This window comes from Streptomyces sp. ALI-76-A (genome assembly GCF_030287445.1).
Taxonomy (GTDB): domain Bacteria; phylum Actinomycetota; class Actinomycetes; order Streptomycetales; family Streptomycetaceae; genus Streptomyces.
Genome location: NZ_JASVWB010000002.1, coordinates 7323158 through 7348326 on the forward strand (window position 1 = coordinate 7323158; position 25169 = coordinate 7348326).

The 25169-nt window shown below is 73.0% G+C and carries 18 protein-coding genes and 1 pseudogene; 7 read left to right on the plus strand and 12 right to left on the minus strand.

Annotated elements, in window-relative coordinates; all coding sequences use genetic code 11:
* Nucleotides 1-190: 190 nt before the first annotated feature.
* A complete protein-coding gene (locus QQS16_RS33350; RefSeq protein ID WP_286065775.1) occupies nt 191-2242 on the plus strand; it encodes a phosphocholine-specific phospholipase C in 2052 nt (683 codons plus the stop codon).
* A gap of 64 nt (nt 2243-2306) precedes the next feature.
* Complete coding sequence (locus tag QQS16_RS33355) at nt 2307-3128, plus strand: LURP-one-related family protein (protein ID WP_286065776.1); 822 nt, start codon at nt 2307-2309, stop codon at nt 3126-3128.
* Between the two features lie 118 nt (nt 3129-3246).
* On the opposite strand, the gene QQS16_RS33360 is transcribed toward QQS16_RS33355, so the two are convergent.
* Together QQS16_RS33360 and QQS16_RS33365 are read right to left on the minus strand one after the other, a co-directional pair.
* Nucleotides 3247-4197 carry a DMT family protein gene (locus QQS16_RS33360; protein WP_286065777.1) on the minus strand — a complete coding sequence of 317 codons (951 nt, stop codon included), beginning with the start codon at nt 4195-4197 and terminating at the stop codon, nt 3247-3249.
* Nucleotides 4194-5000 (minus strand): phosphatase PAP2 family protein, encoded by an 807-nt coding sequence (locus QQS16_RS33365; RefSeq protein ID WP_286065778.1) that lies wholly within the window; start codon nt 4998-5000, stop codon nt 4194-4196. Before QQS16_RS33365 ends, QQS16_RS33360 begins: the two co-directional genes overlap by 4 nt.
* Before the next feature lie 220 nt (nt 5001-5220).
* On the opposite strand from QQS16_RS33365, the gene QQS16_RS33370 reads away from it, so the two are divergent.
* Complete coding sequence (locus tag QQS16_RS33370; protein WP_286065779.1) at nt 5221-5835, plus strand: TetR/AcrR family transcriptional regulator; 615 nt, start codon at nt 5221-5223, stop codon at nt 5833-5835.
* A gap of 138 nt (nt 5836-5973) precedes the next feature.
* Here QQS16_RS33370 and QQS16_RS33375 read toward each other — a convergent pair whose 3' ends face one another.
* Nucleotides 5974-7020, minus strand: a complete 1047-nt coding sequence (locus QQS16_RS33375; protein ID WP_286065780.1) for a DUF2510 domain-containing protein — start codon at nt 7018-7020, stop codon at nt 5974-5976.
* A gap of 494 nt (nt 7021-7514) precedes the next feature.
* On the opposite strand from QQS16_RS33375, the gene QQS16_RS33380 reads away from it, so the two are divergent.
* Nucleotides 7515-10199 carry an ATP-binding protein gene (locus QQS16_RS33380; RefSeq protein ID WP_286065781.1) on the plus strand — a complete coding sequence of 895 codons (2685 nt, stop codon included), beginning with the start codon at nt 7515-7517 and terminating at the stop codon, nt 10197-10199.
* A gap of 408 nt (nt 10200-10607) precedes the next feature.
* Here the strand turns inward: QQS16_RS33380 and pcaDC are convergent, their stop codons facing one another.
* The 5 genes and pseudogenes from pcaDC to QQS16_RS33405 all read right to left on the minus strand — a co-directional run.
* Nucleotides 10608-11741 (minus strand): bifunctional 3-oxoadipate enol-lactonase/4-carboxymuconolactone decarboxylase PcaDC, encoded by a 1134-nt coding sequence (gene pcaDC / locus QQS16_RS33385; RefSeq protein WP_286065782.1) that lies wholly within the window; start codon nt 11739-11741, stop codon nt 10608-10610.
* Nucleotides 11738-13075 (minus strand): 3-carboxy-cis,cis-muconate cycloisomerase, encoded by a 1338-nt coding sequence (gene pcaB / locus QQS16_RS33390; protein ID WP_286065783.1) that lies wholly within the window; start codon nt 13073-13075, stop codon nt 11738-11740. Before pcaB ends, pcaDC begins: the two co-directional genes overlap by 4 nt.
* Nucleotides 13072-13677: a protocatechuate 3,4-dioxygenase subunit alpha gene (gene pcaG, locus QQS16_RS33395; RefSeq protein ID WP_286065784.1), complete on the minus strand. Its 606-nt coding sequence runs from the start codon at nt 13675-13677 to the stop codon at nt 13072-13074. Before pcaG ends, pcaB begins: the two co-directional genes overlap by 4 nt.
* Nucleotides 13678-13683: 6 nt before the next feature.
* Complete coding sequence (gene pcaH / locus QQS16_RS33400; protein ID WP_286065785.1) at nt 13684-14457, minus strand: protocatechuate 3,4-dioxygenase subunit beta; 774 nt, start codon at nt 14455-14457, stop codon at nt 13684-13686.
* A 266-nt stretch (nt 14458-14723) separates the two neighbouring features.
* Nucleotides 14724-15002 (minus strand): annotated as a pseudogene (locus QQS16_RS33405) (CoA-transferase); the annotation flags it as partial.
* Nucleotides 15003-15301: 299 nt separating this feature from the next.
* Here QQS16_RS33405 and QQS16_RS33410 point away from each other — a divergent pair.
* Nucleotides 15302-15766 (plus strand): MarR family winged helix-turn-helix transcriptional regulator, encoded by a 465-nt coding sequence (locus QQS16_RS33410; RefSeq protein WP_286065786.1) that lies wholly within the window; start codon nt 15302-15304, stop codon nt 15764-15766.
* A gap of 15 nt (nt 15767-15781) precedes the next feature.
* On the opposite strand, the gene QQS16_RS33415 is transcribed toward QQS16_RS33410, so the two are convergent.
* Nucleotides 15782-16774: a DUF3048 domain-containing protein gene (locus tag QQS16_RS33415; protein ID WP_286065787.1), complete on the minus strand. Its 993-nt coding sequence runs from the start codon at nt 16772-16774 to the stop codon at nt 15782-15784.
* Nucleotides 16775-16974: 200 nt separating this feature from the next.
* Here QQS16_RS33415 and QQS16_RS33420 point away from each other — a divergent pair, with 200 nt between their 5' ends.
* A complete protein-coding gene (locus QQS16_RS33420) occupies nt 16975-18165 on the plus strand; it encodes a zinc-dependent alcohol dehydrogenase (protein WP_286065788.1) in 1191 nt (396 codons plus the stop codon).
* A 1-nt stretch (nt 18166) separates the two neighbouring features.
* On the opposite strand, the gene QQS16_RS33425 is transcribed toward QQS16_RS33420, so the two are convergent.
* On the minus strand, nt 18167-19237 hold the full coding sequence (locus tag QQS16_RS33425; protein ID WP_286065789.1) for an ATP-dependent DNA ligase: 1071 nt from the start codon (nt 19235-19237) through the stop codon (nt 18167-18169).
* A 74-nt stretch (nt 19238-19311) separates the two neighbouring features.
* On the opposite strand from QQS16_RS33425, the gene ligD reads away from it, so the two are divergent.
* Nucleotides 19312-20352 carry a non-homologous end-joining DNA ligase gene (ligD, locus tag QQS16_RS33430; RefSeq protein WP_286065790.1) on the plus strand — a complete coding sequence of 347 codons (1041 nt, stop codon included), beginning with the start codon at nt 19312-19314 and terminating at the stop codon, nt 20350-20352.
* A gap of 57 nt (nt 20353-20409) precedes the next feature.
* Here the strand turns inward: ligD and QQS16_RS33435 are convergent, their stop codons facing one another.
* Together QQS16_RS33435 and QQS16_RS33440 are read right to left on the minus strand one after the other, a co-directional pair.
* Nucleotides 20410-22566, minus strand: a complete 2157-nt coding sequence (locus tag QQS16_RS33435; protein WP_286066541.1) for an OmpL47-type beta-barrel domain-containing protein — start codon at nt 22564-22566, stop codon at nt 20410-20412.
* Nucleotides 22567-22613: 47 nt separating this feature from the next.
* Nucleotides 22614-25109, minus strand: coding sequence for a ThuA domain-containing protein (locus QQS16_RS33440; RefSeq protein ID WP_286065791.1), 2496 nt, complete (start codon nt 25107-25109; stop codon nt 22614-22616).
* Between the last annotated feature and the right edge of the window lie 60 nt (nt 25110-25169).

Below are 25169 nucleotides of genomic sequence, written 5' to 3' on the forward strand. Positions count from 1 at the left end.
GCTTCGGTCCCGGGTCGACGCCCCGGCGCGACCGACGGCTCCCGGGGCCGGCACCCCCCGTACCCGTGACCTTCACACCGGCGCCACCGCACCCTTCCCTGCGGTTCGGTGCTCTTGGAACACTCCAAGCGCGCGTGTTCCGTCATGATCCGGCCGGTCTCGCCCCTCGAAGCGAAGAGGTCCCTCAGCCATGTCCGAAGTCAACCGGCGCAGATTCCTCCAACTCGCGGGCGCCACCACGGCGTTCACCGCACTGTCGAACAGCATCCAGCGCGCCGCCGCGCTCCCGGCGAACCACCGCACGGGGACCATCCAGGACGTCGAGCACATCGTCGTCCTGATGCAGGAGAACCGTTCTTTCGACCACTACTTCGGCTCGCTGCGGGGCGTGCGCGGCTTCGGCGACCCGCGCCCGGTCACCCTGCCGAGCGGCAAGCCGGTCTGGTACCAGTCGGACGGCACCAAGGACCTGCTGCCCTTCCGCCCGGACGCCGACGACCTCGGCATGCAGTTCCTCGAAGGCCTGCCGCACTCCTGGCCCGACGGCCAGGCCGCCTACCACGACGGCGCCTACGACCGGTGGGTGCCCGCGAAGGGCGCCACGACCATGGCGTACCTGACCCGCGAGGACATCCCGTTCCACTACGCGCTCGCCGACACCTTCACCGTCTGCGACGCGTACCACTGCTCCTTCATCGGGTCCACCGACCCCAACCGCTACTACATGTGGAGCGGTTACACCGGCAACGACGGCCGGGGCGGCGGGCCGGTCCTCGGCAACGACGAACTGGGCTACGGCTGGACGACCTACCCCGAGCGCCTGGAGAAGGCCGGGATCTCCTGGAAGATCTACCAGGACATCGGCGACGGCCTGGACGCGGCCGGCTCCTGGGGCTGGATCCAGGACGCCTACCGCGGCAACTACGGCGACAACTCGCTGCTCTACTTCGACAAGTACCGCGACGCGAAGCCCGGCGACCCCTGGTACGACAAGGCCCGCACCGGCACCGACGTGAAGAACGGCGACGGCTACTTCGACCTGCTGAAGGCCGACGTCAAGGCCGGCCGGCTGCCGCAGATCTCCTACGTCACCGCCCCCGAGGCGTTCTCCGAGCACTCCAACTGGCCCTCGAACTACGGCGCCTGGTACATCGCCCAGGTGCTCGACGCGCTCACCTCGAACCCCGCGGTATGGGCGAAGACGGCCCTGTTCATCACCTACGACGAGAACGACGGCTTCTTCGACCACGTCGTGCCGCCGCTGCCGCCCCGCGACGCCGGCCAGGGCAAGTCCACGGTGGACGTGGGCCCGGACCTCTACCAGGGCGACCCCCAGCGGGTCGCGGGTCCCTACGGACTCGGCCCGCGGGTGCCGATGCTGGTCGTCTCGCCCTGGAGCAAGGGCGGTTACGTCTGCTCCGAGACCTTCGACCACACCTCCATCCTGCGGTTCATGGAGCGTCGCTTCGGCGTGCGCGAGCCGAACATCTCGCCGTGGCGCCGGGCCGTCTGCGGCGACCTCACCTCCGCCTTCGACTTCTCCCGCAGGGACCCCCGGCCCGCCGCGCTGCCCGACACCGACGGCTACGAGCCGCAGGACCGCGACCGTCACCCCGACTACCGGCCCACGCCGCCCGCCGACCCGCGCCTGCCCCGGCAGGAACGCGGTCTGCGTCCGGCGCGCCCGCTCAAGTACGCGCCGTACGTGGACGGTTCCGCGGACACCGCGGCCGGGAGGTTCACCCTGACCTTCGCGTCCGGCGCCAAGGCCGGCGGCGCCTTCCACGTCACCTCCGGCAACCGCGCCGACGGCCCGTGGACGTACACCACCGAGGCCGGCCGGACGATCGCGGACACCTGGAACTCGGCCCACTCGAAGGGGGCGTACGACCTGACCGTGCACGGTCCCAACGGCTTCCTGCGCGCCTTCAAGGGGGCGAACACGAAGGCCGGACCCGAGGTCACGGCACGGCACACCGGCGACGACGTCCAGCTGACCTTCACCAACCGGACGTCCGGCACGGCCCGGTTGAAGGTCGCCGACGGCTACGGCGGCCGGACCAGGACCTTCACCGTGCGGGCCGGTACCACCGTGCGGCACACCGTCGACCTCACGGCGAGCCGGCGCTGGTACGACCTGACCGTCACCTCGGAGGCCGACCCGGCCTTCCTGCGCAGGTTCGCGGGACATGTCGAGAACGGGCGCGCGGGGGTGAGCGACCCGGCGGTCAGGACCGTGTAGAGCCTGATCGGGGGCGGCTCACCGGGCCGGCCGGAAACCGACGGGGCCGGGGTAGTGTGCCCCGGTGACCACGCAATCGAACACACCTGCAGGCTGGTACCCGGACCCGCACGGAGCCGCGCAGACGCTCCGCTACTGGGACGGCGCGCAGTGGACCGACCACACCAACGCGGACCAGCAGGCCAAGGCCGCGCCGCAGATGCCCCAGCAGCCGGCCGGCCCGGACCCGCGCGTCCAGCGTCAGGTGCAGCAGCAGGCCGGAGTCGCGCCGAGCGGCTCCGGCGGCGGCAGCCTGTTCACCGAGCCGGTGCTGGTGGTGAACCAGAAGGCCAAGCTGATCGAGCTGACCAACGAGTACACGGTCATGGACCAGAACGGCAACCAGCTCGGCTCGGTCGTCCAGGTCGGGCAGAGCGCGCTGAAGAAGGTCCTGCGCTTCGTCGCCAGCGTCGACCAGTTCATGACGCACAGGCTGGAGATCCGTGACGCCCACGGACAGCCGGTGCTGCTGCTGACCCGGCCCCGGAAGTTCGTCAGGTCCCGGGTGATCGTGACGCGTCCGGACGGTCAGCCGGTCGGCGAGATCGTCCAGCAGAACATGATCGGCAAGATCAGCTTCGCCATGAACGTGAACGGACAGCAGGTCGGCGCGATCAAGGCGGAGAACTGGCGCGCCTGGAACTTCGCGATCGTCGACCACGCCGAGAACGAGGTCGCCCGGATCACCAAGACCTGGGAAGGCCTCGCCAAGACGATGTTCACCACCGCGGACAACTACGTCCTGCAGATCCACTACCAGCTGCCCGAGCCGCTGCTGAGCCTCGTCGTGGCGACGGCGCTCACCGTCGACACCGCGCTCAAGCAGGACTCGCGCGGACTGGGCTGAGCCGGCTCACAGCGAGCCCGCCCCCCAGCGAGCCCGCCCACAGCGGGTGCTGAGCCCGCTGTTCACAGCTCGCCACCCACGGCTCGCCGCTCGCCACCCACGGCTCGCCGCTCGCGGCTCACAACGAGGTGAGGTGTCCCGGCTCCGACGGCCGGGGCATCAGCACCGGTTCGGCCGTCGCGGATCCGGGCGCCAGCGCCAGCACCGCCACCACCGGATGTTCGTCCGGCGGTGTGACGTGCGGGGTGGCGTGCGGTGCCGCCCGGGTCAGCAGCAGGACGCCCCAGGCCGCGAGGCCCGCTCCGGCCAGCGCGAGGAGCACGCCCGCCGGGCCGCCCCGCGGCCGCTCGCCGAGCAGGGCCAGCCCGATCGCCACCGCGGCCACCGGATTGGCCAGGGTGACCACCGCGAGCGGGGCGCCGAGTCCGCCCCGGTAGGCCGTCTGGGACAGCAGCAGCCCGCCCGTCGCGAAGGCGGCGACGAGCAGTGCCACCCCGATCACCTCGATGCTCAGCAGCGGGCCGGAACGGTCCGTCACCGCCACCGTGACGGTCTGGGTGAGTGCCGAGGCGACCCCGGAGGCGAAGCCGGACGCCGTCGCGTGCCGCAGGCCGGGTCGGGCGCCCCGCCGCGCCAGCGCACCGATGAGGGTCGCCGTCACGCCCGCGACCGCCAGCGCCTCGGGCACGCTCAGCACGTCGTCGGGCGCGGGCCCGGACGCGGTGACCAGGATCGCCGACAGTCCGGCCAGGGTGAACGCGGTGCCCCGCCACTCCACCGCGCCGACCCGCCGCCCCGCGACCCGCGCGCCCAGCGGCACGGCCGCGACCAGGGTGAGCGCGCCGAGCGGCTGGACCACGGTCAGCGGACCGTACGTGAGGGCGACGACGTGCAGCAGCGCGGCCGCCGCGTTGAGCCCGACCGACCACCACCAGGCCCCCGAACCCAGCAGCCGCGGCAGGCCCGAGCCGGGATCGCGGGAGGCCAGGCGCTCCTGGGCGACGGCGGCGGCCGCGTAGGCGACGGCGGAGAACAGGGACAGGACGACGGCGAGCAGGGTGGCGTTCATCGGCCGGCCCCGACCAGGACGTTCTCGTCGGCCGCTACGAGCCGGTCGGGCACCCGGCGGGCTCGGGACACCGTGCGGCGCGGCAGGTGGATCGCCGCGAGCGCCACACCGAGCAGGGCGGCCGCCGCGAGCGCGTCCAGCCAGTAGTGGTTCGCCGTGCCGACGATCACCAGCAGGGTCAGCAGCGGGTGCAGCAGCCACAGCGGGCGCCAGCGGGACCTGGTCGCCACGATCAGGCCGATCGCCACCATCAGCGCCCAGCCGAAGTGCAGCGAGGGCATCGCCGCGAACTGGTTGGACAGGTGGTCGGTCTGCGGCGGGCCGTACACCGACGGGCCGTACACCCGCGCGGTGTCGACCAGGCCGGCCGCGGCCGGCATGCGCGGCGGGGCGAGCGGGAACACCAGGTGCAGCACCAGGGCGGCGGCGGTCAGCGCGGCGAGGGCGCGGCGGGCCCGGACGTAGTGCGCGGGGCGGCGCAGGTAGAGCCAGACCAGGAAGGCCGCGGTGGCCGGGAAGTGGACCGTGGCGTAGTAGGTGTTCGCCAGGTGCGCGAGCGTGTCGCCGTGCAGCAGCAGGGACTGCACCGAGCCCTCGCCGGGCAGGTGGACGGCCCGCTCCAGGTCCCACACGCGGTCCGCGTTGCGGAAGGCATCGGCGGTGTGGCCCGTCGCCAGCTGCCGGCCGAACTTGTAGACGAGGAACAGCCCCGCGACGAGCAGCAGCTCACGGACGAGCGGCGGGCGCGCTGTCGCGGCCGGTTCCGCTCGGGATGTTCGGGAAGGCTCGGTGCGGGCATTCATCCCCCGGCCCTTTCGCTGACGGTGGTGCGTGTGCCGATTCCGGACGGGCTGGTGACTCGTACGGCACCGGAAAGTAAGCGGTACGGGTGCGTACCGATACGATAGTGTACCGATACGCTTGCGTACCGGTACACTGGCGTCTCGATTGACATGCGACACACTGGGACCACAGGGGAACGCGGGTCCCCAGGCCGCCGGACCCGAGTGAGGAGAAGAACAGATGACGTCGCAGGCCGCGGACGGACCGGAGACGGTCGCCGCCTCGCGCCGCTCCAAGATCACGCCCGAGCGTGAGCGGGAGTTCTTCGACGCCGTCCTCGAACAGATCCGTGAGTGCGGCTATGACTCCGTGACCATGGAGCGGGTCGCCGCCAGCACCCGGTGCAGCAAGTCCACGCTCTACCGGCAGTGGCGCACCAAGCCCCAGTTCGTGGCGGCGGCCCTGCGCGCCAGCCGGCGGGTGCGGTTCGTCGGCATCGACACCGGTTCGCTCGCCGGGGACCTGCGCGAGGCCGCGCGGGCGGCGGGCGCCTGGTCGACGAGCGACACCAAGCTGGTCCACGCGCTCGGCCACGCCGTCACGCAGGACGGCGAGCTCGCCTGCGCGCTGCGTGAGGCGCTCGTGGATCCGGAGATCGCCGCGCTGGAGGAGATCCTGCGGCGGGGTGTGGAGCGCGGCGAGGTCGCGGCGGACCATCCGGCACTGGAGTACATCCCGGCGCAGATGTTCGGCGTCCTGCGCGCCCGCCCCGTGCTGGAGGGCAAGTACGCCGACCCCGACTACCTGGTCCGCTTCGTGGAGGCCGCCGTACTGCCGGCGCTGGGCCTGACCTGAGACCCGGGCCGCCGTCCAGGGATGACCGGACGGTGACCTGCTCGCGCCGCACCGTGGGGACGGGGGCGGCGCGCACCCCCGGCCGGGTGGGGCGCCTCTCGAGCGGAGAGGCGCCCCACCCGGCCGACGCGTGTCCCGTCAGACGTCCTGGCCGTTGCCGCCGCCCGTCGACACCTTGATGCCCTTGGTGATGTCGTCGATGACGGACTGCGGCTCCCCGACGTCCACGCCGAAGCGGACGACGACCATCTGCCGCGGGTTCGCGGGGGAGGGGAAGGCCAGCGACTGGACGTACCCGTCGGCGCCCTTGCTGGTGACCGCCTTCCAGCGGACCAGGTAGCCCTTCTGCCCGGCCACGGTCACCGCCTTGGAGGCCAGCACGTCGTGCGAGGTGATCTCGCCGTAGCCCTTGCCGTACGACTCCTCGGCGTTGGCCGGGATGTCCGCCTTCGCCACCTGCTCGGCCGTGGACCCCTTGGTGCCGAGCGCCAGGGCGGGCGCCGAGTACGCGCCGCCCTTCGTGCACGTCTGCGAGGTGTCGGCGGGGCAGTCGTAGGAGTCGTCCGACGTGATCTGCGCGCCCACCGAGATCTCCCGGCCGTACCAGCCGTCCGGGATCGGCAGGCTGATCCCGTCGACCGCGTCGGTCACCGAACCGCTCTCGATCTTCGGCGCCTCCGACTGGCCGGGCGCGGGGGAGCGGTCCGGTCCGGGGGACGCGCCGCCCGAACCGCCCGAACCGCCCGAACCGCCGGACTCACCGGAGCCTCCTGAGTCGCCGAAGGGGCCGCCCTGGCCGCCGGTCCCGCCCTGTCCCGGCCGCGAGTCGGCGGTGTCGCCGTTTCGGCCGCTGTCGGAGAGCGCGTACACGCCCACACCTATGCAGGCGAGGACCACGACGGCCGCGCCCACGGCTATGCCGGCCCGCAGTCCGCGCCGCGAGCCGCCCGGCGGCCTGCCGGGATACCCCGGGTGGCCCGGATACCCCGGATACCCCTGGTGGCCGGGGTACGCCGGGTGCGCCCCGGCGGCCGGCACCGGCGTCGGGGGACCCCACGCGGCGGCCGATCCCGCGGGGCGGGTCTGGTCCGTCCATGCCTTACCGTCCCACCAGCGTTCGGTGGCGGGAGCGTCACTTGTCTGCCCGGGGTCGGGATACCAGCCGGGGGGAGTCTCCTGCGTCATGCCCCCACCGTATGAGCACTCGGTGAAAGAGGGATGAGAGGGCTCCCGGTCGGCCCGGACCATTTCCGGCCGGTTCGACCTGCCTGGTCCGGCGGGGGCGGGGGGTGTCGCCCGGCCGGCGGGGTGGCTGGGGTTCACGCCCTCGCCCCTGCCGCGGCTCGCCGTCGCCCGCGAGCCCTGGACACCGGTGTCACCGACCGGACCGGCACTCGGCGGGCCGGACCTCCCGCCCGGCACCCGCCCCGCACGTCTTCCCCGTCCTCACCGCGCACAGGTACTTCCCCCTGCCGATGGGACTCTCCGACCCGTCGCGTGACCGTTCCTGACAGTCAGTCAGGGTTCGTGACGGCAGGTCACGGGCACAACGCGTCGACCTCCGTACCCGACTTCACCCGTCATGGCAACAGGTGCCCGGACCGGCCTCCGCTTCGGCAGTCGGAGGGCTACTCTCGAGTTCTGTACGTCGTTCGGGTGACTGTGGGGGAGGGAGCGGGATGACGGAGGTCGGGCCCACGGAGGCCGCCTCGGCCGCCCTGTGGGAGCGCGAGAAGGAAGTCGACGCCGTCGTCGGGGCGGTCGAGACCCTGCGCGCGGACAGTTCCTCCTCGGGCAGCCTGTTGGTGATCCGGGGCGAGGCGGGCTTCGGCAAGACCGCCCTGCTCGCCGAGACCCGTCGCATCGCCGAACGGCACGGCTGCGCGGTGTGGTCGGCCCGCGGCGGGGAGACCCTCAGGTCCGTCCCCTTCAACGTCGTACGGCAGTTGCTGCAACCCGCGCTGCTGTCCCTGATGCCGGAGGAGGCCCGCGAGTACCTCGGCGACTGGTACGACATCGCCGGACCCGCCCTCGGCATCACCGAGCCCGGCGAGCGGCAGGCCGACCCGCAGGGCGTCACCGAGGGACTGGTCGCCGCGGTGCGCCGGCTGGCCCGGCGCGACTGGCCGCTGGTGCTGCTGATCGACGACGCCCACTGGGCCGACCAGGAGACCCTGCGCTGGCTCGCCGCCTTCGCCGAGCGCCTGGACGACCTGTCCGTCCTGGTCGTGGTGGCCCGCCGCCCGGGTGAGGTGACCGGCGAGAGCGCCCGGCTCCTCGACGCGGTCGCCGCCACCGCGGGCCACCCCGCCACCACCCTGAGCGCCCTCACCCCGCAGGCGACCGCCGGACTCACCCGCGCCACCCTCGGCGACCACGCCGACGCCCCTTTCTGCCGCGAGGTGTGGGCCGTCACCGACGGCAACCCGTACGAGACCGTGGAACTCCTCGCCAAGGTGCGCGACAGCGGGCTGGCGCCCACCGAGGCCGCCGCGGGCGAACTGCGCGCCCTGAACCGCGCGGCCCGCGGCGGCGGCCTGGTCGCCCGCCTGGAGGAACTCGGCATCGACGCCACCCGGTTCGCCTGGGCGGCCGCGATCCTCGGCACCGGCATCTCCGTCGACCTGGTGGCCAAACTCGCCACCCTCAGCCGCGCCGAGGCGGTGCGCTGCGCCGAACTCCTGCGCAACGCGCGGATCCTGACCGCCCCGGATCCGGCGAACGCCCAAGCGGGCGGCGGCGACCTGGAGTTCGTCCACCCGCTGATCGCCACCGCCGTCTACGACTCCATACCGCCCGCACTGTGCACCGCGATGCACGGTATCGCCGCGCAGGTCGTCACGGACTCCGGTCTCGGCGCCGCGGCCGCCTCCCGGCACCTCCTCCAGGTCCACCCGGACGACGACGAGGAGCTCGTCGAGCAGCTGCGCGAGGCAGCCCGGGACCATCTCGCGGTCGGCGCCCCCGACGCGGCCCGCCGCTGCCTCGAACGCGCCCTGCTGGAACCCCCGTCGCCCGAGGTGCACGCGCGCGTCCTCTACGAACTGGGCTGCGCCACCCTGCTGACCGCGCCCGCCCGGACCATCGACCATCTGCAGACCGCGCTCGCCCTGCCGGGCCTCGACGGCGCCGCCCGCGTCGACGCCGTCTTCCGCCTCTCCCAGGCACTCCTGCACAACGACCAGCTGGAGGAGGCCGTCCGCACGGTCGAGGCGGAGGCCGCCCGGCACGAACCCGGGCCCGCCCGGATGCGGCTCCAGGCCGTGCAGTACATGTGGGAGGGCATCCACGCGGGCGAGGCCACCTCCCCGGGACGCTCCGAGCGCCTCGCCGGACTCGCCCGCGGCTGCACCGGCCGGGACAACGCCGAGCGTGCCCTGCTGATCCTGCGCGGCTTCGACGCCATGACCCACGGCGAGAACGCCGAGGAGATCGTCGAACTGTGCGACCGCGCCCTCGTCAACGGCCTGCTCGCGCCCGGACTGGGCTGGACGGACAGCGAGTGGGGCGTCGAACTCCCCATGATGCTGGCCTCCTCGTACGCCTACACCGACCGGCTCGACCGGGCGGACAGCCTGTTCACCCAGGCCCTGCGCGCCTACGAGTCGGCCGGCTGGAGCGGCGGCCACCTCGCCCTCGCGCACGCCTACGTCGGCCTCGGGCACCGCAGGCGCGGCCGGCTCCGCGAGGCGGAGGCGTCCCTGCGCGAGTCGCTGCGCATCGCCGAACGCGTCGGGCGCGGCCTGCCCCTGTACTGGTCGGCGACCTGCAACCTCGTCGACACCCTGCTCGCCCGCGGCCACGTCGACGAGGCCTGGTCGATCGCCGGACAGTACGGCTTCGCCCCGCCCTACCCCTCCACCATCGTGCTGCCGGACCCCCGTTCGGTGCGGGGCCGTCTGCTGCTCGCGGTCGGCCGCTTCGAGGAGGGCGTCAACGAACTGGAGGCCGCGGAGAAGGCCGCGGCCGCGCGCGGACACCACAACCCGGTGCTGGTGCCGGGGGCCGTCGACCTCGCCAGAGCCCTCGCGGTGGAGGACCCGGGCCGGGCCGCCCAGCTCGCCACCGACGCCCGCCGGCACGCCGAGCGCTTCGGCACGGACACCGCCATAGGTGAGGCCCTGCGCTGCGCCGCCGCCCTGGAGACGGGCCAGCGCGCGGTCCGGCTGGCCGCCCAGGCGGTCGCCTACCTGGAGGCCTCACCCTGCCAGTACGAACACGCGGCGGCCCGCGTCGAGTACGGCATCCTGTCCCGCTCGGCCGCCGAGCTCGAGCGGGGCCTGGCCCTGGCACGTTCCTGCGGAGCGGACGGCCTGGCCGTCCAGGCGAGCGCGGTGCTGGAGACGGGACGCGGGCTGCGGTAGGCGGCTGAGGGGTCCGGCGGACGAGCGGGTGCCGGTCACCTCCGCCGGCCGCCCGCGCGCCTCCGGGCCGTACGGACCCGCGTTGGCCCGCGTGGGCCCGCGCCGGCCGAGTGCCGTCGAAGCGGCGGCCGGCCCCGGTCGCCGGGTGGCCGGCGCCAGGACACCCGGCAGGCAGTCGGCGACCCTGTTTCGGGACTGCTCCGCCCTCGCGGACCATCGCCGCGCCGACGAGCTGTTCCGTACGGTCCGGATCCCGCCCGCGGGCGACAACCCTGGCCCCAGCGGACCGGCTGGAAGAGGACGTACCGGTCCACGGCGGAAGCGGCACCGGTGATCAGGGATGGTGCTCATGCCTCCGTCACCGCGGGACGCGGGCGTCAGCGGCCCCTGACACCGCCACCGCATGCGTCACCCCGCCGAGCCCTCCTCCCCCTCCTCCGCGAGCACCCGCTGAGCCGTCGCGAAGGCCGAGTTCGCCGCCGGCACCCCGCAGTACACGGCCGTCTGCAGCAGCACCGCGCCGATCTCGTCGGGCGTGAGCCCGTTGCGCCGGGCGGCCCGTACGTGCATGGCCAGCTCGTCGTAGTGGCCGTGCGCGACCAGGGCCGTCAGGGTGATCATGCTGCGTTCGCGGCGGGTGAGGGTCGGGTCCGTCCAGATCTCGCCCCACGCGTAGCGGGAGATGAAGTCCTGGAAGCGTGCGGTGAACGGGGTCTGCCGGGCCTGCGCCCGGTCCACGTGGGTGTCGCCGAGGACCTGGCGCCGTACCTCCATGCCCCGCTCCGCCCCGCCGTCGAAGTGTGCCCGCAGGGCGGTGAGCACCGCCCGCGGGCACTGCGCGGGCGCGAGATGCGAGGCTCCCGGGATCTCGACGAGCGCGGCGCCGGGGACGGCGTCCGCGATCTCCCGCAGATGGGCCGGCGGTGTCGCCGGATCCTGCCGGCCCGCGACCAGCAGGGTGGGGACGCGGATGCCGTCCAGCCGGTCCCGCAGGTCGAACGCGGCCAGCGCGTCACAGCACGCGGCGTACGCCCCGGGGTCGGCGTCCCGGTGGTCACGCACGAGTTCCGGCACGGTGAACCCGTCGGTGAACCAGCGGGCGTCGGCGCTCTCGGCGAGCGCGTCCAGGCCCTCGCGCCGCACCTGCTCGGCCCGTTCCCTCCACGGCCTGGAACCGTTGAAGTGGGCCGAGGAGCAGATCACCGCCAGCGACGACACCCGTTCCGGGTGGTGCACCGCCAGGTGCAGCCCGACCGCGCCGCCCAGGGACACGCCCGCGTACGCGAACCGGTCGACGCCCAGGGAGTCGGCGAGCGCCAGCACCAGAGCGGCGAGGTCCGCGACGGTGGCGCCGGGACCGATCAGGCCGGCCGCGGAGCCACCGTGCCCGGGCAGATCCCAGCGGATCACCCGGTGGGTGACGGACAGTTCGGGCGCGACCAGGTCCCACAGGGCGTACGACGTGCCCAGCGAGGGCCCGAGGAGCAGCGGGGGAGCGGTGGCGGGCCCCTCGGTACGGTGGTTGAGCAGCCGGTCGGTCAACGTCGCTCCAGAGCACGGTCGGTGAGGGCGCCGGCAGCGCCCGTGTAGCGGGCGGGGTCGGTGAGCTCGTCGAGGCCGACATCGATGTGCTTCAAGTCGGCTTCCTCGGCCAGGAGTTCGCGCAGGGGCCGGCCCTCGCTGTACGTACGCCGGGCCAGGTCCGTGAGCAGGGACTTGGCGCGGGCGCGGCCGAGCAGCGGCGCCAGCACGGCGGACAGCCGCTCGGACACGATCAGCCCGTGGGTGAGGTCGAGGTGCTGCCGCATGACGTCCGGGTGCACCCGCAGCCCCTCGGCGAGTTCGGCGGCGTCCCGGGCCGCGCCGCCGACCAGTCGGAGCAGGTCCCGCAGCGGCTCCCACTCGGCGTGCCAGGCCCCGGCCGGACGTTCGTCCTGCGCCACCAGCGACCCGTACAGCGTGGCGGCGAGCTGTGGGGCGCGCCGGGCCGCCGCCGCGATCAGCGTGGAGCGGACGGGGTTCGCCTTGTGCGGCATGGCCGACGAACCGCCGCCGCTGCCCTCGGTCACCTCGGCGATCTCGGTGCGGGACAGGGTGAGCACGTCCACGGCGACCTTGCCCAGCGCCCCGGCGGTGAAGGCCAGGGCCCCCGCGAGGTCGGCCACCGGGGTGCGCAGGGTGTGCCAGGGGAGCGGGGGCGCCTGGAGGCCGAGTTCGCGCGCGTAGGCCCGCGGCACGGCCGCCGGGTCCGCCGCGCCGTACGCCTCGAAGGCGGCCAGCGTGCCGGCGGCGCCGCCGAGTTGGGCGGGCAGCGCGTCCCGTACCGCCGCCGTCCGGTCCCGCGCGTCGAGCACCAGGGACCGCCATCCGGCAGCCTTGAGACCGAACGTCGTGGGGACGGCGTGCTGGGTCAGTGTCCGCCCCGGCATCGCCGTGTCCCGGTGGCCGGCGGCGAGCCGGGCCAGCGCCCGCTCGGTGCGGCCGAGGTCGTCCAGGACGAGGGCGAGGGTCCGCCCGGCCACCAGCATCATCGCCGTGTCCATGATGTCCTGGCTGGTGGCGCCCCGGTGGACGTACGGGCCGTACTCCTCGCCGGCCTCTCGCGTCAGGTCGGCGACCAGCGGGATGACGGGGTTCCCGCCGCCGCGCGCGCGCCGCGCGAGCGAGCCCGCGTCGAAGCGGCCGGCCTCGGCCGCCCGGGTCACCGCCGCGGCGGCCTGTGCCGGGGCGAGCCCCAACGCGGCCTGGGCGCGGGTCAGCGCGGCCTCCGCGTCGAGCAGCGCCTGGAGAAAGGCGCTGTCGCAGGTCGCGGACGCGGCGGGGGAGTCCGCCCACCCGGGGGCGAGCAGACCGGTGTCCGAGAACACGGATGTCACTGGAACTCCAGGAAGACCGTCTCGCCTTCGCCCTGAAGGCGGATGTCGAAACGGTACGTGCCGTTGCCCTGGGCCACGGCGATCAGCGTGTCGCGCCGCGCCGCGTCCAGCCGCGCCAGCAGCGGGTCCGCGGCGAGCGCCGCCTCGTCGCCCGGCAGGTAGATCCGGGTGAACAGGTGCACCAGCAGTCCGCGCGCGAAGACGCACACGCTGAGGTACGGGGCGCTGTGACCCCGCGCGCCGGGCCGCAGCGTGCGCGCCGACCAGTGGCCGCTCGCGTCCGTCTCCATGCGGCCCCAGCCGGTGAACTCCACGCCGTTGCGGCCGAGGAAGCCACCGCTGGCCGGGTCGCGCCGCATCGAGCCGTCGACCGCCGGCAGGTTGCCGTCCGGGTCGGGCCCCCACAGCTCCACGAACGCGTCGGGCAGCGGTTCGCCCTCGCCGTCGTACACGCGCCCGTGCACGGCGATCGTGTCCGGGTGGCCGAGCGGGGCGATGTCGCCGCCGCCGCGGAACGGCAGCGCGTGGCCGAAGAACGGGCCGACCGTGTGCGACGGGGTGGGCAGCACGGTCTCCGGGCGACTTGTGTCGATCCTCGTCATGGCAGGTCAGCGTCCTTCTTCGAGCCAGGTGGCATGCGGTCCGTCGAGCACGATGTCCCAGTGGTAGCCCATCGAGAACTCCGGCACCGACAGGCTGTGGTCGTAGGTCGCCACCAGCCGCTGCCTGGCCGCGTCGTCCGTCACCGACTGGATGATCGGGTCGTACGGGAACAGCGGGTCGTTCGGGAAGTACATCTGCGTCACCAACCGCTGTGTGAACGCCGAACCGAAGAGCGAGAAGTGGATGTGGGCCGGCCGCCAGGCGTTGACGTGCTGACGCCACGGGTACGGGCCCGGCTGGACGGTGGTGAACCGGTAGAAGCCGCTGTCGTCGGTCAGGGTGCGGCCCACGCCGGTGAAGTTCGGGTCCAGCGGGGCGTCGTGCTGCTCGCGCTGGTGCGCGTAGCGGCCCGCCGAGTTCGCCTGCCAGATCTCGACCAGCTGGCCGCGGACCGGGCGCCCGTCGCGGTCGAGGAGCCGGCCGGAGACGGTGACGCGCTCGCCGATGGGCTCGCCGTTGTGCTGCCGGGTCAGGTCGTTGTCGATCTCGGTGATGTCCCGTTCCCCGAAGGCGGGGGAGGCCAGCTCCACCAGCTCCGGGTCCCGGCTCACGTCGATCGCGACCGGCGGCTGCTTGGGGTGCCGCAGGACCGACGAGCGGTACGGGGCGTAGTCGCGGCGCGGCTGGTGCTCGACGGGTGCCCCGTCGGCGATCCGCCTCTCGTACGCGGCGTGCTCGGCCGCGATCTCCAGGTCGATGTCGTGCTGCGTGAGAGTCATGAGGTTTCCTGGGATTCCTGACGGTCTCGTCGGACCGGGGGCGCGGAGTCGCCCCGGGCGGGGCGCGGGGAACGGCGCGGCAGGCCGCGGCCGGCCCACGGTTGGTGGACGTGCTCGATCCGGGACGGGTCCGCCCGGGGGGCACGGGCGAGGAGTTCACGCGGGGCGGCGGCCGGGTCCTCCGGCCGCACCGGCGTCAGGGCGCCGTCGGAGCGCCCGACCGGGGTACGGACCGCGTCGACGGTGTGGACGGACCGCACGTCAGGCAGGTACGGGCGGACGAACTTCTCGAACGCGCCGATGCGGGAGCCGGTCACCCGGGCGATCCGCCCCGCCGGCCGCAGCACCGGCAGGCCGGTGTCCATCGCCCCGCACGTGTGGGAGACCACGCGGAGAGAGCCGGTCCCGCGCCCGTACGGCGCCTGGATCGGTACGTTCGGCACACCGCTCGGCACACCGCTCGGACCGAAGCCGCCGACCGCGTGCGACGCGCCGTCCGGCACGTCGGCCACGGCCTCCAGGGCCGTGGCGACCACCTTGTCCATCCGTGAAGCCCCATCCCGTACGCGCACCCAGGTCCGCGACCGTCACAGTCGAGTCAGTCGGAATTAGTCAGCGCACTGATTATCTCAGCGAGGTGTCCCTCACGCTGCCACCGGCGCGGCGGGGCGTCAAGGGCCCGGGTAGCCGGAGGTCACGTCGTCGCGTCGGCCCCGAGACAGTGCCGGTGCCGCCGAGTATTGTTCAGTACACCAACGAATACGACCCGCGACATACGACCCGCGACATACGATCCGCGAACACGACCGACGATCACGGCACGAACACGACCTCGGGAGCGCACATGGCCGCGGTGGACCTCTCCACCCACCCCGGGCACCTGGCCCGGCGGCTCCAGCAGGCGCACTACCTGCTGTGGAACACGATGGTCTCCGAGGAGATCACCTCGCCCCAGTTCGCGGTCCTCAACGCCCTGGTCGCCGAGCCCGGGCTCGACCAGCGCACGGTCGGCGAGCGGGTGGGGCTCGACCGGTCCACGATCGCCGAGGTGATCAGCCGGCTGGACCGGCGGGGACTGCTCGACAAGGTCCGCGACCCTCAGGACGGCCGCCGCTTCCTGCTGCGTCCGACCGACGAGGGGCTGCGCACCCACCGCAAGCTGACCGTACGCACGGCCCGCATGAACCAGGTGTTCCTGGCCCCCCTCTCGGCAGCGGAGCAGAGCGTCTTCCTCGACCTCATCCGCCGGGTCTCGGACGCGGCCGAAGGGCTCCGCAACCCCGCGGAACCCCTGGCCACCCGCACCTGAGCCCGCGCCCGCGCCTCACGCCCCGGTGAACACGACCCACACCTGTCCCTCGGCGAAGTTCACCGGCGTGCCGTCCGCCGTCGTGAACCCGGTGCCGTCCGTGGCCGATCGGCGCTCCCACCGCACGTCGTAGGAGCGTCCGTCGCGCAGCACCTCCGCCGTCCCGGAGCCGACCGTCTCGGTGTACGGCGTGTTGTTGCCGAGGAAGTCGCGGAAGGCCGACGCGCGCACCTTCACGTGCTGCACGACCACCGTCGCCGGGGCCACCCGCTCCCCGTCGGACGTCTCGGTCGGTGCCCCGTCCGTCGAGAGCAGCCAGCCGGCCCGCTCCGCGGACCAGGTGAAGGTGAAGCGGGCCGCCGGATAGCGCACGGTCCGGGACTCCCGGGGCTCCCCGCCCGCGGGCGCGGGGCCGTAGCGGAAGCCGGTGGTCAGGGCGTCGGCGCCGGGCGCGGAGGCCGGCAGCTCGCCGGGGCGCAGATAGAGGTTGTGCGGAGCGGCCCGGTCGGGGTCGCGGTAGAACGCGTCGGCCGCCTTCTCGGGGGTCCGCGCGTCCAGCCGCGCCTTGTCGATCAGGGGCATCAGCCTGCCCTGCGCGCCGGAGAAGGCGAGTGCCGGCCGCTCGAACTGGGCCAGCAGTTCCAGGTCCGACTCGCGGGCGCTGCGCACCGGCCCGACCGCCTTCGGCAGCTCGCTCGCGTACACCGCCATCAGCCGGCTCAGCCCGCCCTCGACCTGCTCGACGTACACGAGGTCCGCCGCGTCGAGGCCGGTGTGCGGCCGGGCCGCCCGCGCGTTGTCGAGCTTCACGGCGAGCACGGAGGCACCGGTGGGGCCGCTCTCGTCCCGCCCCTCGCTCGGGCTCTGTCGCGACGACGGTGACTGTCCGCGGCCGTCGTCGGCCGGGCCGCCCGCACCCGTGCAGCCCGCCGCCAGCGCGGCCGACATCGTGGCGGCCAGCAGCGCGGCCGTCGTGGCGGCGCGCCGCGTGCGTGCCTGCTGTCCCATGCCCACCGTTGCCACCCATCTCGTGCTGTCGATTGTGCGCTTATCGGCGCATTGATGGCCATACTCGATCGATTCCGATCACGCTCGCTGGACAGGCCGATCGGCCCAGGCGGTGCGGCGCGCGGCGATTCGCGGCGGTGGCGCCCGGGTACCCGGGCGCCACCGCAGACCGGACACGCCGACGTGACGAGGAGCGCGCGATGAAGGCAGTGACCTGGCAGGGCAAGCGGGACGTACGGGTGGAGACCGTGCCCGATCCGACGATCCAGGAGCCGACGGACGCCGTCATCCGCGTCACCTCCAGCGGACTGTGCGGCTCCGACCTGCACCTCTACGAGGTGCTCACCCCGTTCATGACACCGGGCGACATCCTCGGTCACGAACCCATGGGCATCGTCGAGGCGGTCGGCGCCGGGGTCCCGGACCTCAAGGCGGGCGACCGGGTCGTGGTGCCGTTCCAGATCGCCTGCGGCGGCTGCTGGATGTGCATGACCGGCCTGCCCACCCAGTGCGAGACCACCCAGGTCACCAGCGAGGGCATGGGCGCCGCCCTGTTCGGCTACACCCGCCTGTACGGGGCCGTACCGGGCGGCCAGGCCGAGTACCTGCGCGTGCCGCAGGCCCAGTACGGCCCGATCAAGGTCCCCGAGGGACCGCCCGACGACCGGTTCGTCTACCTCTCCGACGTGCTGCCCACCGCCTGGCAGGCGGTCGCCTACGCCGACGTCCCGCAGGGCGGCAGCATCGCCGTGCTGGGCCTCGGACCGATCGGGGACATGGCGTGCCGGGTCGCCCAGGTGCGCGGCGCCGGCCGGGTGTTCGGCGTGGACCTGGTGACCGAGCGGCTGCGCCGGGCCCGCGCGCGGGGCGTGGAGACGTACGACCTCAGGAGCTTCGACAGCGAGAAGGAGCTGGTCCAGGCGATCCGCGACGAGACCGACGGGCGCGGCCCGGACGCGGTGATCGACGCCGTCGGCACCGAGGCCCACGGCAGCGCCGTCGCCAAGCTGGCCCAGCAGGCCTCGGCCCTGCTGCCGCACAAGATCAGCGGGCCGTTCGCGGAGCGCTTCAGCGTGGACCGGCTCGCCGCCTTCCACACCGCCATCGAGCTCGTGCGCCGGGGCGGCACGATCTCGCTGTCCGGCGTCTACGGCGGGATGGCCGACCCGCTGCCGATGCTCACCATGTTCGACAAGCAGATCCAGATCCGGATGGGCCAGGCCAACGTCCGCCGCTGGGTCGACGAGATCATCCCGTACCTCACCGACGAGGACCCGCTCGGCGTCGACGACTTCGCCACCCACCGGCTGCCGCTGGCGGACGCCCCGCAGGCGTACGAGATGTTCCAGCGCAAGCGGGACGGCGCCGTGAAGGTCCTGATGACACCGTGAGTCAGGCCCCGGTGCCGAGGATCTCCGCCAGGTCGTAGCGCACCGGCTCCTCCAGCTGCGCGTACGTGCAGCTCTCGGGGGACCGGTCCGGGCGCCAGCGCCGGAAGCGGGCCGTGTGCCGGAAGCGCGCGCCGTTCTCCATGTGGTCGTACGCCACCTCGGCGACCCGCTCGGGCCGCAGCGGCACCCAGGACAGGTCCTTCTTGCCCGACCAGCGGCTGGGCGCGCCGGGCAGCCGTGCGCTCTCGTGCGCCGCCGCCTCGGCCCAGGCCGCCCACGGGTGGCCCGTGACGTCGTCCATGCGCAGCGGCTCCAGCTCCTCGATCAGCTCGGCGCGCCGCTTCATCGGGAACGCGGCGGACACGCCCACGTGCTGGAGGGCGCCCCGGTCGTCGTGCAGGCCGAGCAGCAGCGAGCCGACGACCGGGCCGCTCTTGTGCAGGCGGTAGCCCGCGACGACCACGTCCGCCGTCCGCTCGTGCTTGACCTTGAACATGGCGCGCTCGTCCTGGAGGTAGCGCACGGTCAGCGGCTTGGCGACGACGCCGTCCAGGCCGGCCCCCTCGTACTGCTCGAACCACTGCCGGGCCACGTCGATGTCGGTCGTCGCCGGCGCCACGTGCACCGGCGCCGTCACCCCGGACAGGGCCGTGGTCAGCAGCGTCCGGCGGTCGCCCAGCGGGACGTCCAGCAGTGACTCGTCCCCCAGCGCCAGCAGGTCGAAGGCCACGAACGACGACGGCGTCCGCTCGGCCAGCGTCCGCACCCGGGAGTCCGCCGGGTGGATGCGCTCGGTCAGCGCGTCGAAGTCCAGCCGCCCGTCCCGCGCGATGACGATCTCCCCGTCCAGCACGCACCGCTTCGGCAACCGCTCCTTCAGTGCCGCCACCAGCTCGGGGAAGTACCTGGTCAGCGGCTTGCCCGTCCGGCTGCCCAGCTCGACCTCGGGCCCGTCGCGGAACACGATCGACCGGAACCCGTCCCACTTCGCCTCGTAGTGCATGCCGGGCGGGATCGCCGCCACCGACTTGGCGAGCATGGGCTTCACGGGCGGCATCACGGGCAGATCCATGCTCCGATTCTGCGCCGAGATCGAATGAAATGCCCGGTGTGCGAGGTTTGCGCGGTGCGCCTACCGTGGCTCGCATGGGTGACGCGGTGGAACTGGAGGCGGGCGGCCGGACCGTACGGCTGTCCAGCCCGGACAAGGTCTTCTTCCCGGAGCGCGGCTTCACCAAGCTGGACCTCGCCCGCTACTACCAGGCCGTCGGCCCCGGCATCCTGCGCGCGCTGCGCGACCGGCCCACCACCCTGGAGCGCTACCCGGACGGAGTCACCGGCGAGTCGTTCTTCCAGAAGCGGGCGCCCAAGAACATGCCCGACTGGATCCCCACCGCCCACATCACCTTCCCCAGCGGCCGCAGCGCCGACGAGATGTGTCCCACCGAGGAGGCCGCCTTCCTGTGGGCCGCCCAGTTCGGCACCCTCACCTTCCACCCCTGGCCGGTGCGCCGCGACGACGTCGACCGCCCCGACGAACTCCGCATCGACCTCGACCCGCAGCCCGGCACCGACTACGACGACGCCGTCCGCGCCGCCCACGAACTGCGTGCCGTGCTCGACGAGTTCGGCGGCCTGCGCGGCTGGCCCAAGACCTCCGGCGGCCGGGGCCTGCACGTCTTCGTCCCGATCGAACCGCGCTGGACCTTCACCCAGGTGCGGCGCGCCGCCATCGCCGTCGGACGCGAGATGGAGCGCCGCATGCCCGAGCACGTGACGATCAAGTGGTGGAAGGAGGAGCGGGGCGCCCGTATCTTCCTGGACTACAACCAGACCGCCCGGGACCGCACGATCGCCTCCGCCTACTCCGTACGGCCGCGCCCGCACGCCCCGGTGTCGGCGCCCCTGCGCTGGGAGGAGGTCGGCACCGCACACCCCCGGGACTTCGACCTCGCGACCATGCCGGGCCGCTTCGCCGAACTGGGCGACGTGCACGCCGACATGGACGAGCACGCCTTCTCGCTGGAGGCGCTGCTGGAACTGGCGCGCCGCGACGAGCACGATCACGGACTCGGTGATCTGCCGTATCCGCCGGAGTACCCGAAGATGCCGGGGGAGCCGAAGCGGGTGCAGCCCAGCAAGGCAAGGAAGGAGGCGCCTTCACCGAAGGCGCCTCCCGGGTCGTGATCCCGCCGTGCGGTGGCCGGATGGCCTGGTGGCCGGGCGGCCTCGTGGGTCCGGGACCTACAACTCCTTGATCCGGATGTCCCGGTACGAGACGACGTCCGTCGTGCCGTGCACCTGGAGTCCGACGTAGCCGGAGGCGAACCGCCGCCCGTCCGTGCCCGGGTCGTCCGAGCGGGGCGGGGAGAAGTCCTGGCCGCCGAGGTTGTCGAACTCGTTGATCAGCACGCCGTTGCGGTAGACCGAGTAGTGCTGGCCGACCACCCGGATCTCGTAGTCGTTCCACGTGCCCTTCTGGGTGACGCCGGCCCCGGCGAGCCCCACCCGGTCGAAGCCGTAGACCGAGCCCGTCTTGTACATGTCGCCGTCGGGCCGGTCGAGCACCTGCACCTCGTGCCCGTACTTGATGGCGACCCACTCCGGCCGCGACTCCTCCGGGTGGCCGTGGACCCCCGGGAACCGCACGAACACACCCGAGTTGGCGTTGCCGGTGTCCGGAGCGTCGTCACGCCACTGGAGCCTGAGCGAGAAGTCGCCGTACTTGCGCTGCGGGAACCACAGCATCCCGAGGCCGGCCTTCGTGGTGCCGGAGGTGATCGATCCGTCGGCGTTCAGCGCGAACGAACCGCCGCCCACCTGCTGCCACTTGGCGAAGGACTCAGCGCTGCCGTCGAGGAGCGGACGGTAGCCCTCGGTCTGGCCGGGCGTGCCGAGCCCCGACGCGCGGGCCGCCTCCTGGACGGTGTCGTACTCGCGCTGGTCGACCACTCCTTCCCGCAGCAGTCTGTCCAGGACCGTCCTGACGTGCTTGAGGAACAGCGCGTGCGAGGTCCACTCCTTCTCGTCCTCGATCAACTCGCCGATGCGGCACCGGTTGTTCGTCACCCGGTTGGGCACACCCGAGTCGACCGTGCCGACGATCACCGTCAGCCGCTCGTCGTACTCCGGGCAGGCGGGCGCGGGCACCCCGCCGCCGACCACCACCGAGAAGCTCACCGTGCGCGCGGCGGAGGTGTTGCCCGCCTTGTCGCTCGCCCGGTAGGCCACGGTGTGCGCCCCCGCACGGTCGACCACGACCGGGGCGCTGTAGGCGATGTACGGGCCACCGTCGAGGGAGTACTCGATCCGGTCGACCCCCGACCCGCCGTGGTTGTCGGCGGCGCTCACGGTGACCCGGGCCCGCCCCACGTACGCCCCGTCGGAGTTCCGGGTGCCGTCGACGGCCACACCGGTCGTCGGCGCGGTCGTGTCCTGCGGGGTCGCCGCGACCACCGTGAACCGCACGCTCTTCTCGGCGGCCACGTTGCCGGCCTTGTCGGTGGCCCGGTAGCGGACGGTGTGCGTGCCCACCTGGTGCACCATCACGGGGGCGGTGTACGGCTGCCAGGCGCCGGTACCGACCGCGTACTCGATGGTGTTGACCCCGGAGCCGGTGTCGGAGGCCGTGACGGTGACGGTGGCCATGTCGACGTACGTCCCGTCGGCGTTCTGCTGCCCGCTCACCGTCGCCGAGGTGTCCGGCGGGGCCGTGTCGTCGGAGGCCGGCGGGACGACCGTGAACCGGACGCTCTTCTCCGGCGAGACGTTGCCCGCCTTGTCGAGCGCGCGGTACCGGATCGTGTGACCGCCGACCTGGTCGACGACGACGGGCGCGGTGTACGGAAGCCAGTCGCCGGTGTCGCCGACCGCGTACTGGACGGCGTCGACACCCGACCCGCCGTCCTCGTCGGTCGCGCTGATCGCGACGCTCGCCGAACCGACGTACTCGCCCTGCGCGTTCTGCGCCCCGGTCACCCGCGCGGCCGTCTCGGGCGGTGTGGTGTCCTCGCCGCCGCCCTCGGTCACCACGAGGATGCCCTGCATCTGACCGTGGCCGGGGATCGTGCAGTGGTAGAAGTAACGGCCCGGGGTGAGCGTGACCTCGGCGGTGTGGCGTCCGCCCAGGTCGTCGTTCGGGTTGGCGAGGATGTTCAGCGCCACGTCGTCGTTGAACTCCGGATCCGAGGTCACGAACGTCAACGTGTGCGGCATCCCGAGGGTGTTGCCGGTGGCCTCGCTGTTCTCGAACACGATGGTCGCCGGGCCCGCGACGGCCGTCGCCGGCGCGGAGGTGTATGTGTCGATGTCGTTGCCGGCGGTCCAGGTCAGCACCTGGGCGGCGGCCGGCTCCGCCGCCTCCTCGGTTCCCGCGACGGACACCGTCTGCAGTCCGAGCATCACCAGCACGGCCGCCAACAGGGCCGCCCACAAGGGTCGTCGCTGTCTCACCGGGTCCCCCTCGCCAGCTGTCCGGCGGCCGGAGTGGGTCCGCCGCCCGTGTAGGTGACCCGCCACAGCGCCGACTTGGCGTCCGAGGTGAAGAAGCCGCGCCCGTAGTCGAGGACGTACAGGGCACCGTCCGGGCCGAACGTCCAGTCCATGAGGTTCTTGATGCCGTCGTTGCCGATCGGCACGATCTTCTTCAGGGACTCCGAGTGGACCGGCAGACCGCCGTCGCCGTGGTTCGCCGGGTCGGTGAGCACGGCGTTGCGCGGCTGGTCGCCGTCGTAGAAGTCACCGACGAACCACTTGCCGTCCCAGTAGGAGGGCCACTTCGTGGAGCTGGCGCTCGCCGCGTCGTAGCGGTAGACCGGCCCGTTCATCGCGGCCTGTCCGCCGCCCTTGAGCCACGGCAGCCGGTAGGTGGCCTCCTCCTGCCGGTAGGACGGGACACCGTCGGCGTCGCGCGGGAAGTCCGGCGCGCCGCCCTGCGGTGAGTACCAGATGTTGTTGCCGGTGATCGGCGGCAGGTTGACCAGGCCGTCGTTGTTCGGCGACTCGTTCTTCGGGTGGTCGCAGTCGTACCAGCCGAGCGGCTGGGCCGGATCGGGCAGGTTGCGGTCCCGGTAGGGCTGCTTGTTGCCCATGCAGTAGGGCCAGCCCCGGTTGCTCGCCTTGGTGATCACGGCGAACGTGTCGTACTTGGCGGGTCCCCAGGTCGTCGACGGCGCACCCGCGTCCGGGCCGACCCAGCCCGCGTAGAGGACGTCGGTCTGCCGGTCGACGAAGATGCGCGCCGGGTTGCGCACACCCATCACGTAGATCTCGCCGCGGGTCTTGCCGCCGCCCTCGTCGGTCTCCCGGCCGGTGAAGAGGTTGCCGTCGGGGAGCGTGTACGTCCCGTCGGGCTCCGGGTGGATGCGCAGGATCTTGCCGTTGAGGTTGTTGGTGTTGCCGGCGGTGCGCCGGGCGTCGGCGAAGGACACGCCCTTGTAGGCGGGCTGCGGGTTGTTGCCGGAGTAACCGCCGCTGAAGCCGCTGGAGTTGTTGTCACCGGTGGCGATGTACAGGTTGCCCTTGGAGTCCCAGGCCATGCCGCCGCCCGCGTGGCAGCAACTGTGCACCTGCACCGGCCAGTCGAGCAGCACCTTCTCGCTGCTGAGGTCCAGCTTGTTCGTCGCGAGGTCCAGCGTGAAGCGGGAGACGCGCCGTTCGGCCATCCGCTTGTCGCGGTCGAGTCCCGAGTGGGGCGTGTAGTGCAGGTAGACCCAGCCGTTCTGCTGGAAGCGCGGGTCGAGTTCGATGCCGAGCAGGCCCTCCTCGACCTTGACCAGCTCGTCGCCGCCGCCCTTGTTGCCGAACACCGTCAACTCGCCCGCCAGGGTGACCTTCTTGGCCGCCGGGTCGTAGACGTGGATCTGGCCCCGGCCCTTGCCGATGTCCGGGTTGTTCCAGTCGGTGATCACGGGCTGGGCGGAGTCGGCACCGCCCCGGCCGATGTAGAGCACTCGGCCGTCGGGCGCGGTGACCAGGCCGTGCGGTTCACCGATCTGGTCGTTCTGCCCGGGCTGGTTGGGCTGGGTGAGCCGCTCCGCCTTGTAGTTGCGGGTGATCGTCGCCTTGCAGTCGGCCTGCGCCAGACGGGTGGTCCACAGCAGCGCGCCGCGCAGATGCGCCCGGAAGTCGGTCTCGTCGTACGACGACACCGTGCCGCCCATGCCGGAGTAGAAGGAGCGTCCGCCGTCGTAGTCACGGCACCAGCTCACCGGGTGGTCCCAGCCGTTGGCGCCCGTCCCCGGCTGGTAGGTCGACTCCCGTACACGGGCGACCGTGTGCACGTCTCCCGACGGGTTCTTGACCCAGTTGAGCCACCGGTCAGGGCGTTTCCACTGGACCGGCAGGTCCCGGGTGGCCGGATGCCGGCGGTCGCCGACCTCGACGGTGGCCCGCTGCACGGTCGTCGGGCTGGACGCGGCCGGGCGGGCGCCGACCAGGCCGGTGAACCAGTCCGAGTACGGCTCCGCGCGGGCCGCGTCATGGAGGCCGACGAAGCCGCCGCCGGCCTCCATGTAGGACTCCAGGCCCGCCTCCTGCTCCGGGTCGAGGACGTCTCCGCCGCCGGTCAGGAACACGATCGCGTTGTAGGTGCCCAGCTCGGCCTCGTCGGTGAAGACCGCGGCGTCGTCCGTCGCCTCGACCTGGTAGCGCTGGTCCGCCGGGCCGGTCGCTCCGAGGTCCTCGATGGCCTCGATCCCGGCGTTCACGACGGGGGACTCGTCCCCGGCCGCGGCGGACCCGTGGAAGATCAGCACGCGTACATTCGCGCCGCCCGGCGGCGACTTGACGGACATCGTTGTCAGGTCCGGATCCCCGTCCGGACGCGCGGTGGCCGCCGGGCCCGACAGCAGCCCGGCGGCGACGACCCCGGTGGCGACGGTGGCCACCCAGGCCCGTCTTCTGGTACGTCTCGTCCCTTTCGTGCTCAACCCTCGTAAGTGCATGGGCACCTCCTCGGTCACAGCGACAGCGCCAAGGAAGCTAGACCCCTTCGCGTGGCTCGC

What these genes read in the sequence shown, in the direction of transcription:
- QQS16_RS33350 (WP_286065775.1), top strand. Translation starts at nt 191, where the DNA reads ATGTCCGAAGTCAACCGGCGCAGATTCCTCCAACTCGCGGGCGCCACC.
- QQS16_RS33360 (WP_286065777.1), bottom strand. Translation starts at nt 4,197, where the DNA reads ATGAACGCCACCCTGCTCGCCGTCGTCCTGTCCCTGTTCTCCGCCGTC.
- QQS16_RS33365 (WP_286065778.1), bottom strand. Translation starts at nt 5,000, where the DNA reads ATGAATGCCCGCACCGAGCCTTCCCGAACATCCCGAGCGGAACCGGCC.
- QQS16_RS33370 (WP_286065779.1), top strand. Translation starts at nt 5,221, where the DNA reads ATGACGTCGCAGGCCGCGGACGGACCGGAGACGGTCGCCGCCTCGCGC.
- QQS16_RS33375 (WP_286065780.1), bottom strand. Translation starts at nt 7,020, where the DNA reads ATGACGCAGGAGACTCCCCCCGGCTGGTATCCCGACCCCGGGCAGACA.
- QQS16_RS33380 (WP_286065781.1), top strand. Translation starts at nt 7,515, where the DNA reads ATGACGGAGGTCGGGCCCACGGAGGCCGCCTCGGCCGCCCTGTGGGAG.
- pcaG (WP_286065784.1), bottom strand. Translation starts at nt 13,677, where the DNA reads ATGACGAGGATCGACACAAGTCGCCCGGAGACCGTGCTGCCCACCCCG.
- pcaH (WP_286065785.1), bottom strand. Translation starts at nt 14,457, where the DNA reads ATGACTCTCACGCAGCACGACATCGACCTGGAGATCGCGGCCGAGCAC.
- QQS16_RS33410 (WP_286065786.1), top strand. Translation starts at nt 15,302, where the DNA reads ATGGCCGCGGTGGACCTCTCCACCCACCCCGGGCACCTGGCCCGGCGG.
- QQS16_RS33415 (WP_286065787.1), bottom strand. Translation starts at nt 16,774, where the DNA reads ATGGGACAGCAGGCACGCACGCGGCGCGCCGCCACGACGGCCGCGCTG.
- QQS16_RS33420 (WP_286065788.1), top strand. Translation starts at nt 16,975, where the DNA reads ATGAAGGCAGTGACCTGGCAGGGCAAGCGGGACGTACGGGTGGAGACC.
- QQS16_RS33425 (WP_286065789.1), bottom strand. Translation starts at nt 19,237, where the DNA reads ATGGATCTGCCCGTGATGCCGCCCGTGAAGCCCATGCTCGCCAAGTCG.
- ligD (WP_286065790.1), top strand. Translation starts at nt 19,312, where the DNA reads ATGGGTGACGCGGTGGAACTGGAGGCGGGCGGCCGGACCGTACGGCTG.
- QQS16_RS33435 (WP_286066541.1), bottom strand. Translation starts at nt 22,566, where the DNA reads ATGCTCGGACTGCAGACGGTGTCCGTCGCGGGAACCGAGGAGGCGGCG.
- QQS16_RS33440 (WP_286065791.1), bottom strand. Translation starts at nt 25,109, where the DNA reads ATGCACTTACGAGGGTTGAGCACGAAAGGGACGAGACGTACCAGAAGA.